The 12,019-nt window shown below is 64.9% G+C and carries 11 protein-coding genes; all 11 read left to right on the top strand.

Going from position 1 to position 12,019, the window contains the following annotated elements; genetic code table 11:
- The 11 genes from ACYCVF_RS29960 to ACYCVF_RS29910 all read left to right on the top strand — a co-directional run bounded on the left by ACYCVF_RS29960 (position 1) and on the right by ACYCVF_RS29910 (position 11,469).
- Positions 1 to 753: a pyridoxine 5'-phosphate synthase gene (locus ACYCVF_RS29960; RefSeq protein ID WP_459595272.1), complete on the top strand. Its 753-nt coding sequence runs from the start codon at positions 1 to 3 to the stop codon at positions 751 to 753.
- Positions 750 to 1,169 (top strand): holo-ACP synthase, encoded by a 420-nt coding sequence (gene acpS / locus ACYCVF_RS29955; RefSeq protein WP_459595273.1) that lies wholly within the window; start codon positions 750 to 752, stop codon positions 1,167 to 1,169. The genes ACYCVF_RS29960 and acpS overlap by 4 nt, the downstream gene beginning before the upstream one ends.
- Before the next feature lie 249 nt (positions 1,170 to 1,418).
- Complete coding sequence (gene lepB / locus ACYCVF_RS29950; protein ID WP_459595274.1) at positions 1,419 to 2,183, top strand: signal peptidase I; 765 nt, start codon at positions 1,419 to 1,421, stop codon at positions 2,181 to 2,183.
- Complete coding sequence (rnc, locus tag ACYCVF_RS29945; protein WP_459595275.1) at positions 2,180 to 3,046, top strand: ribonuclease III; 867 nt, start codon at positions 2,180 to 2,182, stop codon at positions 3,044 to 3,046. Before lepB ends, rnc begins: the two co-directional genes overlap by 4 nt.
- Complete coding sequence (era, locus tag ACYCVF_RS29940) at positions 3,036 to 3,962, top strand: GTPase Era (RefSeq protein ID WP_459595276.1); 927 nt, start codon at positions 3,036 to 3,038, stop codon at positions 3,960 to 3,962. Before rnc ends, era begins: the two co-directional genes overlap by 11 nt.
- A 21-nt stretch (positions 3,963 to 3,983) precedes the next feature.
- Positions 3,984 to 4,364, top strand: coding sequence for a hypothetical protein (locus ACYCVF_RS29935; protein WP_459595277.1), 381 nt, complete (start codon positions 3,984 to 3,986; stop codon positions 4,362 to 4,364).
- A 123-nt stretch (positions 4,365 to 4,487) separates the two neighbouring features.
- Positions 4,488 to 5,240 carry a DNA repair protein RecO gene (gene recO / locus ACYCVF_RS29930; RefSeq protein WP_459595278.1) on the top strand — a complete coding sequence of 251 codons (753 nt, stop codon included), beginning with the start codon at positions 4,488 to 4,490 and terminating at the stop codon, positions 5,238 to 5,240.
- Positions 5,241 to 5,342: 102 nt separating this feature from the next.
- Positions 5,343 to 5,627 carry a hypothetical protein gene (locus ACYCVF_RS29925; RefSeq protein WP_459595279.1) on the top strand — a complete coding sequence of 95 codons (285 nt, stop codon included), beginning with the start codon at positions 5,343 to 5,345 and terminating at the stop codon, positions 5,625 to 5,627.
- Positions 5,628 to 5,783: 156 nt separating this feature from the next.
- On the top strand, positions 5,784 to 8,042 hold the full coding sequence (gene parC / locus ACYCVF_RS29920; protein WP_459595280.1) for a DNA topoisomerase IV subunit A: 2,259 nt from the start codon (positions 5,784 to 5,786) through the stop codon (positions 8,040 to 8,042).
- Positions 8,043 to 8,369: 327 nt separating this feature from the next.
- Positions 8,370 to 9,920, top strand: coding sequence for an ABC transporter substrate-binding protein (locus ACYCVF_RS29915; protein ID WP_459595281.1), 1,551 nt, complete (start codon positions 8,370 to 8,372; stop codon positions 9,918 to 9,920).
- 4 nt (positions 9,921 to 9,924) lie between these two features.
- Positions 9,925 to 11,469, top strand: a complete 1,545-nt coding sequence (locus ACYCVF_RS29910) for a GMC family oxidoreductase (RefSeq protein WP_459595282.1) — start codon at positions 9,925 to 9,927, stop codon at positions 11,467 to 11,469.
- Positions 11,470 to 12,019: the final 550 nt, after the last annotated feature.

Raw genomic sequence — 12,019 nt, 5'->3', positions numbered from 1 at the left:
ATGCCCGCAACTCCCCTCCGCCTCGGCGTCAATGTCGACCATGTCGCGACCCTGCGCAACGCGCGCGGCGGCCGCAATCCCGATCCGGTGCGCGCCGCGCTGCTCGCGATCGAAGCCGGCGCCGACGGCATCACCGCGCATTTGCGCGAGGATCGCCGGCACATCCGCGACGAGGACATGGCGCGGCTGAAGGCGGAGATTTCCAAGCCTCTCAACTTCGAGATGGCGGCGACCGACGACATGATGCGGATCTCGCTCGCCACCAAGCCGCACGCCGTGTGCCTCGTGCCGGAGCGGCGCCAGGAGGTGACGACCGAAGGCGGCCTCGACGTGGTCGGTCAGCACAATGCGCTCGCGCCCTATATCGCGCGGCTGAACGACGCCGGCATCCGCGTCTCGTTGTTCATCGCCGCCGATCCCGCCCAGATCGAGATGGCGGCACGGCTGCGCGCGCCCGTGATCGAGATCCACACCGGCGCATGGTGCGACGCCGTCGTCGACGGCCATACCGCGAAGGCCGAGGCCGAATGGCACCGGATCGTGGCGGGGGCGAAGCTCGCGAAGGCCGCGGGGCTCGAGGTTCACGCCGGTCACGGGCTGGACTATGCGACGGCGGAGACGATCGCGGCCCTGCCCGAGATCATGGAGCTCAACATCGGCTACTACATGATCGGCGAAGCCCTGTTCGTGGGGTTGGCCGAGACCGTGCGCAGCATGCGCGCGGCGATGGACCGCGGCCGGAGCCGGGCATGATCATCGGCATCGGCTCCGACCTGATCGACATCACCCGCGTGGGCAAGGTGATCGAGCGCCATGGTGAGCGCTTCCTCGACCGCATCTTCACCGCGGCGGAGCGGGCCAAGGCGGAACGGCGTGCCAAGAACGAGAAGATGGTGGTCGCGACCTATGCCAAGCGCTTCGCCGCCAAGGAGGCCTGCTCCAAGGCGCTCGGCACCGGCATCCGGCGCGGCGTCTGGTGGCGCGACATGGGGGTGGTCAACCTGCCGGGGGGACGGCCGACCATGCAACTGACCGGCGGCGCCCTGGCCCGGCTTAAGGCCCTGACGCCGGACGGGTTCGAGGCGCGGATCGACGTTTCGATCACCGACGACTGGCCGCTGGCGCAGGCCTTCGTCATCATTTCCGCCGTCCCGCTGGCGAAGCCCTGACGAGATGCCGGAATTTCTGTGATTTTACTGATAGATCAATGCGTTATTCAGTTTTGATGCGATCCTTGATTGCGCGGTCTCCGACAACCGTCTAAAAGTCCGCCGACGCAAATCAGGCTGGGTGAATTCGGCTTTACGCCGGAATTGGCCCTCACTGTCAGAATCAGGACAATCTCCTTGGACCGCGAACCGATGGGCTGTTCGCGGGAGGAGGGCGCTCTGTGACCGCCGGCCGGAATTGAGAGAGCAATGAGCGTGACTTCAGGAACGAAAACTGAGAGCGGCATCGGTGAAACGATCCGGGTCGTCATTCATGCTCTCCTGATCGCGCTGGTGATCCGCACCTTCCTGTTTCAGCCCTTCAACATCCCGTCCGGCTCGATGAAGGCGACGTTGCTCGTCGGCGACTACCTGTTCGTCTCGAAATTTTCCTACGGCTACAGCCACTATTCCATCCCGTTCTCGCCGCCGCTGTTCTCGGGGCGGATCTGGGGCTCGGATCCGAACCGCGGCGACATCGTCGTGTTTCGGCTGCCGAAGGACGATTCCACCGACTACATCAAGCGCGTGATCGGTCTTCCCGGCGACCGCGTCCAGATGCGGGACGGGCTGCTCTACATCAACGACGCGCCCGTCGAGCGGCAACGCATGAGCGAATTTGTCGGCGAAGACCCCTGCGGCTCCGAAGGTGGCGGCATCTCCCGGGTGAAACGCTGGAAGGAGACGCTGCCGAACGGCGTCTCCTACGAGACGCTGGACTGCGCCGACAACGGGTACATGGACAACACCAACGTCTACACGGTGCCGGCCGGTCATTTCTTCATGATGGGCGACAATCGCGACAACTCCACTGACAGCCGCTTCCTCGGCCAGGTCGGCTATGTGCCGCAGGAGAATCTGATCGGCCGCGCCCAGATGATCTTCTTCTCCATCGCCGAAGGCGAGCATGCCTGGATGTTCTGGCGCTGGCCGTGGGCGGTACGCTGGAATCGTTTCTTCAAAATTGTCCGATGAAAGACGAAGCCAAGGACATCGCGACCCAACCGATCGAGGCGCAAGCGGGCCCCGAAGGGGAAGCTGTGACCAGGACGGCTGCAGACAAGACAACCGTAGACAAGACAGTTGCAGACAAGACGCCTGCGAAGAAGAAGCGGGTGCGGAGCAGCAAGGCCAAGGCCACGGATGCGAACGCGGCGCTCGAGGCGCGCATCGGCCACAGCTTCGCCGACCCGAATCTCCTGATGCAGGCGATCACGCATGTCTCGGCACTGAAGTCCGGGCGCAAGCGCGGCGATAGCTATCAGCGGCTGGAATTCCTCGGCGACCACGTGCTCGGGCTGGTCGTCTCGGACATGCTCTATCACGCTTTCCCGAATGCCGATGAGGGCGAGCTGTCCAAGCGTCTTGCCGAACTCGTGCGCAAGGAGAGCTGCGCCGACGTCGCCAAGTCGCTCGGTCTGCTCGACGACATCAAGCTGGGCTCGGTCGGTCCCGGCGCCGACGCGCGCCTGCGCAAGAGCGTGCTCGGGGACATCTGCGAAGCGGTGATCGGCGCCGTCTTCCTCGATGGCGGCTATACGGCCGCGTCCGAGTTCGTCAAGCGCAACTGGACGGAGCGGATGCACAAGCCGCGCCGTCCCTTGCGCGACCCCAAGACCGTCCTTCAGGAGTGGGCGCAAGGCAAGGGGCTGCCGACGCCGGTTTACCGCGAGGTCGAGCGCACCGGCCCGCATCACGATCCGCAGTTCCGTGTCGCGGTGGACCTGCCGGGATTGGCTCCGGCCGAAGGCGTCGGCGGCAGCAAGCGCGCGGCAGAGAAGGTGGCGGCTTCGGTGATGATCGAACGCGAAGGCGTTGGCGGCAGCAATGACGGCTGAAGCAAGCGACAAGGCGCCCGCCGCGACGCGCTGCGGCTTCGTTGCGCTGATCGGCGCGCCCAATGTCGGCAAATCCACGCTGGTCAACGCCCTGGTCGGTGCCAAGGTCACGATCGTCTCGCGCAAGGTGCAGACCACGCGCGCGCTGATCCGCGGCATCGTTATCGAGAACAACGCGCAGATCATCCTGGTCGACACGCCCGGCATTTTCCTTCCCAAGCGCCGGCTCGACCGCGCCATGGTCTCGACCGCCTGGAGCGGGGCGCATGATGCCGATCTCGTCTGCGTGCTGCTCGATGCCAAGACCGGCATTGACGAGGAGGCGGAGGCCATCCTCGCCAAGGCCGCGAGCGTCAATCACGAGAAGATCCTGGTGATCAACAAGGTCGATCTGGTCCAGCGCGAGAAGCTGCTGGCGCTGGCACAGGCCGCCAATGAGCGCATGAAATTCGCGCGGACCTTCATGATCTCGGCGATCTCGGGCGATGGCGTCGACGACATCCGCAAGACGCTCGCGGAAATGGTGCCGCCGGGACCGTTCCTCTACCCCGAGGACCAGATGTCGGATGCGCCGATGCGGCAGCTGGCTGCCGAAATCACGCGCGAGAAGATCTATCAGAAGCTGCACCAGGAATTGCCCTACCAGTCCACGGTCGAGACCGACAAGTGGGAGGAACGCAAGGACAAATCGGTGCGCATCGAGCAGACGATCTTCGTCGAGCGCGAAAGCCAGCGCAAGATCGTGCTCGGCAAGGGCGGCGCCACCATCAAGTCGATCGGCGCGGACTCGCGCAAGGAGCTGATGCAGATCCTGGACGTGCCGGTGCATTTGTTCCTGTTCGTCAAGGTGCGCGAGAACTGGGGTGACGATCCCGATCGCTATCGCGAGATGGGCCTGGACTTCCCCAGGGAATAACCAAGAAAAGACAGGTCACCGATGAACGTGCCCAGCAACGTCCGGCGCTTCGAGGCGCTGCTCTATGCATCGTTGATGCTGGATGCCCTGTCGGTCGCCGCGCAGGACCGCACGCCCAATGCCGAGATGACCGAGCAGATGATCATGACGGCGACCTTGCTCGCGGCCGGCATGATCTTGCTGCTGGTCTATTTCGTCTGGCTGGCTGCGCATCGACGCAAGAACTGGCCGCGCTGGGTGCTGGCGGCAGCGCTGGTCCTGTCGGTGATCTCGCTCGGCCAGACCATCGGCGAGAAAGGCCTGGAACTCGACAGCGCCATCGAGGTCGTGTCCTGCGTGCTGACGACGATGGGCCTGTATTTCTCCTTCAACGGCGACGCGCAGGGCTGGTTCAACGCGTGAAGCTGCACAGGGTGGATTCGCGAAGCAAAATCCACTGCTTATATGCGTGGAGACGATCGGCGGATCATCCCTTCGGCTAATCCGCCCTACGATTGAAGGGCGGAATCCGCTAAGCTTCATCCCATGGAATGGACCGACGAAGGCATCGTGCTGGGGGTGCGGCGGCATGGCGAGAGCAGCGCCATCGTCGAGCTCCTGACGCGTTCGCATGGCCGGCATCTCGGTCTCGTCCGTGGCGGCGCCAGCGCGCGGATGCGGCCGCTGCTGCAACCCGGCAACAGCGTCAGCGCGGTGTGGCGGGCGCGGCTCGACGAGCATCTCGGCACCTATGCGATCGAAGGATTGAAGCTGCGTGCGGCGACGCTGCTGGGATCGTCTCACGGTGTCTACGGCATCACCCATCTCGCCTCGGTGGCGCGACTGCTGCCGGAGCGCGATCCGCACGAGGAGATCTTCGGGCTGCTCGAACATTCGCTCGACGATTTCGACGATATCGGCAGTGCCGCTGTACACGTCATCCATTTCGAGCTGGCGATGCTCGCCGAGCTCGGTTTCGGTCTGGCGCTTGAGAATTGCGCGGTGACCGGCGAGACCAGGGACCTGATCTATGTTTCGCCGAAATCCGGCGGCGCCGTGTCGCGCGGTGCGGGCGAGCCGTGGCGCGATCGCCTGTTGCGCCTGCCGCCGTTCCTGCGGCACGGCGAGGTGCATACCGATCTCACCGAGCAGGATCTCCAGGACGGCTTTCGGCTCACCGGCCTGTTCCTGCTGCGGCATGTGCTGGAGCCGCGCGGGCATGTGCATTCCGACGCAAGGGCAGGCTTCATCAACGCGTTGACACGGCAGCAGGCGAGGGCGGCGATTCCAGCGCCATGACGGTTCCACAGACCTGCATTGCCCAACAACGCAGCATTTAAGGCGGAACCAAACCGGGTTTCCCGGATTGGCCCTCGGGGTTCCAACCCGGGGTAATGCTTCATGCTGATCAAGGGCTTTGTGATATCGGCTGCGCTTGTCGCGCTGGCACCGGACGCACTCGCAGGCGAGCAGCCGGGCGTGTTTCGCCGCGCCTCCTGCACCGTCGTCAGGTTCTATGTGGCCAAATATTCGGCAGCAGCCGCAGAGGCATGGGCGCGGTCCAAAGGCGCGACCGAGGCCGAGATCGAGACGGCCCGGCGTTGTCTGACCAATGCGCCAACCACGGCGCAGGCTCCAAAGCCGCCAACCACTCAGCCGGTGACCGCGGGCTGGGCCGGGCATTAGAGCGTTTTCGAGCGAAGTGGACACCGGTTCGCGTCAAAAAAACGCGTCAAAACAAGAAGCTAGAGCCGCGTTTCCATCGGCACGGGAAAGGCTCTAGCCGCCCACAGGGAACAATCGATCCTTGCCCGATTCGCTTCCACGGTTTAACCGGGCGGCATGGGAAAACGAATCGTTCCGCCGGAAGAACCGGCTGAAATTCACGAGGTGCCGCTGCGGGAAGCGCTGGAAGAGCGCTATCTCGCCTATGCGCTCTCCACCATCATGCACCGCGCGCTGCCGGACGCGCGCGACGGCCTGAAGCCGGTGCACCGGCGCATCCTCTACGGTATGCGCCTGCTCCGTCTCGACCCGGGCACGGCCTTCAAGAAGTCGGCGAAAATCGTCGGCGACGTGATGGGCTCTTTCCATCCGCACGGCGACCAGGCGATCTACGACGCCATGGTACGTCTCGCGCAGGATTTCTCCTCGCGCTACCCGCTGGTCGACGGCCAGGGCAATTTCGGCAATATCGACGGCGATAATCCTGCCGCCTACCGCTACACCGAAGCGCGCATGACCGATGTCGCGCGGCTTCTGCTCGACGGCATCGACGAGGACGGTGTCGAATTCCGCCCCAATTACGACGGCCAGTCGAAAGAGCCGATCGTGCTGCCCGGGGGCTTCCCGAACCTGCTCGCCAATGGCGCGCAGGGAATCGCGGTCGGCATGGCGACCTCGATCCCGCCGCACAATGCCGCCGAGCTTTGCGAGGCCGCGCTGCATCTGATCGAGAAGCCCGACGCGAAATCCAAGGCGTTGATGAAGTGGGTGAAGGGCCCGGATTTCCCGACCGGCGGCATCTGCGTCGATTCCAAGCAGGCCATCGCCGAAGCCTACACGACCGGCCGCGGCTCGTTCCGTGTGCGTGCGAGATGGGAGCAGGAAGAGGGCGCACGTGGCAGCTGGGTCGTCGTCGTCACAGAGATTCCCTTCCTGGTTCAGAAGTCGCGCCTGATCGAGAAGGTCGCCGAGCTGCTGGACCAGAAGAAGCTGCCGCTGGTCGGCGACATCAGGGACGAGTCGGCCGAAGACGTCCGCATCGTGATCGAGCCGAAGTCGAAGAACGTCGATCCGGCGCTGATGATGGAATCGCTCTTTCGGCTGACCGAGCTCGAAAACAAGATCCCGCTGAACCTCAACGTGCTGATCAAGGGCAAGGTGCCCAAGGTGGTCGGCCTGGCCGAGTGCTTGCGCGAATGGCTCGACCATCTGCGCGACGTGTTGATCCGGCGCAGCAATTATCGCAAGGCGCAGATCGAGCACCGGCTGGAAGTCCTCGGCGGGTTCCTGATCGCCTATCTGAACATCGACAAGGTGATCAAGATCATCCGCACCGAGGATGAGCCGAAGCCCGAGCTGATGAAGGCCTTCAAGCTCACCGAGGTGCAGGCCGAAGCCATCCTCAACATGCGCCTGCGCTCCTTGCGCAAGCTCGAGGAGATGGAGATCCGCACCGAGGACAAGAACCTCCGCGGCGAGCTCAAGGGCATCAACGCGGTGCTCGCCTCCGAAGCCGAACAGTGGAAGAAGGTCAGCGAGCAGGTCGGCAAGGTCCGCGACATGTTCGGGCCGAAGACGCCGCTCGGCAAGCGCCGCACCACCTTTGCGGACGCGCCCGAGCACGATCTTGCAGCCATCGAGGAGGCCTTCGTCGAGCGCGAGCCGGTGACCATCGTCGTCTCGGACAAGGGCTGGATCCGCACCATGAAGGGGCATGTCGAGGATCTCTCGGGGCTCGCCTTCAAGCAGGATGACAAGCTGGGCTTCGCGTTCTTCGCCGAGACCACCTCGAAGCTGCTGCTGTTCGCGACCAACGGCAAGTTCTACTCGCTCGACGTCGCAAAGCTCCCGGGCGGCCGCGGTCACGGCGAACCGATCCGCCTGTTCATCGACCTCGAGCAGGAAGCCGCGCCGGTCGCGCTGTTCGTCCACAAGGGCGGACGCAAATTCCTGGTCGCGAGCCACGAGGGCCAGGGCTTCGTCGTCAACGAGGACGATTGCGTCGGCACCACCAAGAAGGGCAAGCAGGTTCTCAACGTCGACATGCCGAACGAGGCGCGCGCGATCACCGAAGTGCTCGGCGACACCGTCGCGGTGATCGGCGAGAATCGCAAGATGCTGGTCTTCCCGCTCGACCAGGTGCCGGAGATGGCCCGTGGCCGCGGCGTGCGCCTGCAGAAGTACAAGGACGGCGGCCTTTCGGACATTGCCGTGTTCGACGCCAAGGCCGGCCTGACCTGGAAGGACTCCGCGGGCCGTGAATTCTCCGCGACCATGAAGGAGCTCGCGGAGTGGCACGGCACCCGCGCCGACGCCGGCCGCCTGCCGCCCAAGGGCTTCCCGAAGTCGAACAAGTTCGGCCGGGGGATCGGGTAGGGAGAGCGGCGCGCGCATTTGCCTCCAGATCATCATTGCGAGCTCAGCGAAGCAATCCAGTATTGCGCCGTGGAAAGTCTCTGGGTTGCCTCGCTGCGCTCGCAATGACCGAGGATCGGGGAAAGCGCCGCTCTCCAATCTCATCATCAATCACAGACACAAGTCGGGCGTGGCTTCACGCATCTCGCTCGCGTGCAGGGTGGCAACGCCGCACCCTCGCAAACGCGCGGCTGATAGTCGTGAGCGCATACGTGCTTCTGCCGTGTGGGCACGAACATTGCTTTTTGCTGGCGACCGTAACCGTTTCGCCAAGGCAAGAAGAAACAGATGTTCAAATTGAAGTCCTTCGTCCCCGCGCTGCTCGGCCTCGCGATCGTCGCGGCGCCGGCGCATGCGGCGGGAAATCTCGTCGCGGTGCTCGAGGCGGAGATCGTCACGCTCGATCCGCACTTCTCGACCGCCTACATTACGCGCACGTTTGGCTACATGGTGTTCGACACGCTGTTTGCGAAGGATTCCAAGGGCGACGTCAAGCCGCAGATGGTGCAGGACTGGAAAGTCTCGGCCGACGGTTTGACCTACAGCTTCACGTTGCGTGACGGCCTGAAGTGGCACGATGGCCAGCCGGTCACGGCAGCCGATTGCGTGGCCTCGCTGCGCCGCTGGGGCACGCGCAGTGCGCTCGGCCGCCGCATCTTCGCGATCACGTCCTCGCTCGAACCGACCGATGCCAAGACCTTCGTGCTGACGCTGAAGGAGCCGTCCGGCCTCGTCATCGATGCGCTGGGCAATCCCGTCAGCCCTGTCGCCTTCATGATGCCCGAGCGGATTGCCAAGACGCCCGGCGACCAGCGTATCACCGAGATCGTAGGCTCAGGTCCCTTCGTCTACAGCAAGGCCGATCACCGCACCGGCGACCGCATGATCCTGAAGAAATTCGCCGACTATGTGCCGCGCCCCGAGCCCGCCGACTTCCTCGCAGGCGGCAAGCGCGTCAGTGTCGACACGCTGGAGATCCGCGTCATTCCCGACGGCTCGACGGCGGCCTCCGCGCTGCAGGCCGGCGAAGTCGACTTCATGCAATACGCGCCGTTCGATCTGCTGCCGCAGTTGGAGAAGAACTCCCGCGTCAAGCTCGTCAACTTCACCGGCGGCAACATGTTCGCGGGCGCCTATCGTCTCAACGCTGCGTCGAAGCCGTTCGACGATCCCGCGATCCGGCGCGTGCTGTGGAAGCTGGTCGATCAGCGCGAAGTGCTGGATGCGCTCGGGCTCGATGCCAAATACGCCACGCCTTGCGCGACGTTCTTCACCTGCGGCACCACCTATGAGAGCAAGGCCGGCACCGAAGCGGCGGCGAAACCGTCGATCGAAGCAGCGAAGGCCGCGCTGAAGGCGACCAAATATGCCGGCGAGCCCGTCGTCGTCATGCAGGCCAACGATCTCGAAGCGCCGCGCGTCTCGGCGCAGGTGCTTGCGGAGCGGCTGAAGGCCGCCGGCTTCAACGTCGATCTGCAGGTGATGGATTGGGCGAGCGTGCTGGCGCGCCGCGCCAAGAAGGAAGGCTGGAGCGTCTATGGCGTTCACGCCGGCGGCTTCGATCTGGGTTCGCCGCTGACCAATGTCATGGTTGCCTTCAACTGCGCCGACTTCACCGGCTGGCAATGCGATCAGCGCATCACGCCCTTGACGGAAGCTTTCGCCAAGGCGCCGGCCGAGGAGGACCGCAAGAAGATCGCGGGCGAGATCCAGGCCGTCATGTACGATCAGGCTCCCGGCATTCCGTGGGGCCAGTTCGCGCAGCCCGCCGCCTATCGCGCGACGTTGCGCGGTCTGATACCGTCCGCCATCCCGGTGTTCTGGAACGTTGAGAAGTAACGCGATGTACGATGTCATTGTTGTCGGCGGCGGCTCCGCCGGCGCCGCTGTTGCGGCACGGCTTTCCGAGGATCCCGCCCGGCGCGTCCTGCTGCTCGAAGCGGGGCGCGACTGGCGGGCCGACGAGGCTCCCTGGGAGGTGCGGACGCCCAATCCCATTCCGATCATTCACAAGCGCGAATACCAGGAGAAATGGCAATGGCCCGACCTGTTGACGCGCCGGGTGGCGGGGCAGGAGCCACGCTTCTACTGGCGCGGCAAGGGTCTCGGTGGCTCATCGATGATGAACGGCCAGATCGCCATTCGCGGCGTGGCCGATGCATTTGACGAATGGGCCGCCAACGGCTGCACCGGCTGGTCGGCCAGGGAGGTGATGCCGCTGTTCTCGGTGATCGAGGACGATTTCGAGTTCGGCGACGCCGCGGGCCACGGCCGCGGCGGGCCGCTGCCGGTCTATCGCGCGCCGCCCGAGACATGGGGGCCGATCGATCGTGGCCTGCGCGATGCGGCGCTGGCGAGCGGCTATCCCTGGTGCGACGACGTCAACGGTCCGGACGGCGAGGGCGTCGCCTGCTATCCCATCAACAGCCGCGACAGCCGCCGCATCACCACCAATGAAGGGTATCTCGAGCCCGCGCGCGGCCGCGCCAATCTGGAGATCCGCGGGCATGCGCTGGTCGATCGCGTGCTGATCAGCGACGGAAGGACGACTGGCGTCCGCGTCCATGTCGAGGGGCAGGGCACCCACGAGATCAGCGCGCGCCAGATCGTGCTGTGTGCCGGTGCCATCCACAGTCCGGCGATCCTGCTGCGCTCCGGAATCGGGCCGGCCGATGAATTGAAGGCGATGGGGATCGCGGTCGCGCGCGATCTGCCGGTCGGCAAGCATTTCTTCGACCACCCGCTGTTTCGTGCCACGATCCAGCTCCGGGAGGCGCTTCGTCCCACCGATCCCGACACCCGCCACACCAATTGCTGCGTGACCTATTCCTCGGGCCTCGCCAATGGCGGCAAGCGCGACATGATCCTGATCGCCTTCAACCACCGCGGCGTCGGCGTGCCGGGCGCGATCGGGGCCGGGCTGTTCAACGCCTATTCTCGCGGGACGCTCAAGCTCGCCTCGACCGATCCCGCGATCGATCCTGTCGTCGAGGAGAACATGCTGGCCGATCCCCGCGACATGCTGCGGATGATGGATGCGGTGAAGCGCTTGGCAGTGATCACCTCCCAGCCGGCGCTGTCAGGCATCGCCGACTGGATCAGGCTCGCCGACACCGACCTGACGCTGGCGCAGGCCGCCGCGCTGCCGGATCTCGAGCTCGACGCGGTGCTGCGGCGTGAGACCGGCGACATCCAGCACGCCGCCGGCAGCTGCCGCATGAGCGCCGTGGGGGATGCCGACGGCGTGGTCAACCCGGACGGTACGGTGAAGGGCATCGCGGGCCTGCGCGTCGCCGACGCCTCGATCATGCCGTCCGACTGCCGCGCCAATACGCATTTCACGACGGTGGTGATCGGGGAAGCGATCGCGCGGATGATGATGCGGTAGTCCTACTGAGGCAACTCGCTCATCAGAGTGACGGTGAGGGTGGTGCTCGCGGCTACCTCAGCGTCATTGCGAGCGCAGCGAAGCAATCCAGACCGTCTCCGCCGAAAGATTCTGGATTGCTTCGCTGCGCTCGCAATGACGGAGCAAGTGGCGAGGCCATCGCTCTCCAATTCACACTTCAAACAGCAGACACACCATCGCCTTCCCGCGGCGCGCCTCGCCCGAGTTTTGCTTCAGGTGCGCCCTCGAAAATGACGAGGGCGCAGGGAAGGCCGGGCGCCGGCTGGCACCCGAGATCCGTGCGCCGAAAAAATGCACACGGGGTGGACCACAGGTGATGCCGGTCGCCCGGCCTTCCCTGCGCGAATGGTTTTAACGGTGTCCTTCGTGCTCTCCTCGGGGAGCGATGCACTATTGCCCCCGTCGCCTTGCGGATGATCGATGCGCGTGCCGGTCGGCCGCCGCATCACCGCAAGCCTTGACGCAGACCCCGGGCGTCAGGACCACACGACTTCTCCGTCCGCGCACGTCTCCGCTGGGAATTCGAGGG

This window comes from Bradyrhizobium cedriense (genome assembly GCF_054602315.1).
The sequence above is the reverse complement of the archived record's forward strand: the minus strand, read 5'-3'. Positions and strand labels throughout refer to the sequence as shown.

Excerpts from the sequence above, each read along its gene's own strand:
- ACYCVF_RS29960 (WP_459595272.1), top strand. The coding sequence starts at position 1 with ATGCCCGCAACTCCCCTCCGCCTCGGCGTCAATGTCGACCATGTCGCG.
- acpS (WP_459595273.1), top strand. The coding sequence starts at position 750 with ATGATCATCGGCATCGGCTCCGACCTGATCGACATCACCCGCGTGGGC.
- lepB (WP_459595274.1), top strand. The coding sequence starts at position 1,419 with ATGAGCGTGACTTCAGGAACGAAAACTGAGAGCGGCATCGGTGAAACG.
- rnc (WP_459595275.1), top strand. The coding sequence starts at position 2,180 with ATGAAAGACGAAGCCAAGGACATCGCGACCCAACCGATCGAGGCGCAA.
- era (WP_459595276.1), top strand. The coding sequence starts at position 3,036 with ATGACGGCTGAAGCAAGCGACAAGGCGCCCGCCGCGACGCGCTGCGGC.
- ACYCVF_RS29935 (WP_459595277.1), top strand. The coding sequence starts at position 3,984 with ATGAACGTGCCCAGCAACGTCCGGCGCTTCGAGGCGCTGCTCTATGCA.
- recO (WP_459595278.1), top strand. The coding sequence starts at position 4,488 with ATGGAATGGACCGACGAAGGCATCGTGCTGGGGGTGCGGCGGCATGGC.
- ACYCVF_RS29925 (WP_459595279.1), top strand. The coding sequence starts at position 5,343 with ATGCTGATCAAGGGCTTTGTGATATCGGCTGCGCTTGTCGCGCTGGCA.
- parC (WP_459595280.1), top strand. The coding sequence starts at position 5,784 with ATGGGAAAACGAATCGTTCCGCCGGAAGAACCGGCTGAAATTCACGAG.
- ACYCVF_RS29915 (WP_459595281.1), top strand. The coding sequence starts at position 8,370 with ATGTTCAAATTGAAGTCCTTCGTCCCCGCGCTGCTCGGCCTCGCGATC.
- ACYCVF_RS29910 (WP_459595282.1), top strand. The coding sequence starts at position 9,925 with ATGTACGATGTCATTGTTGTCGGCGGCGGCTCCGCCGGCGCCGCTGTT.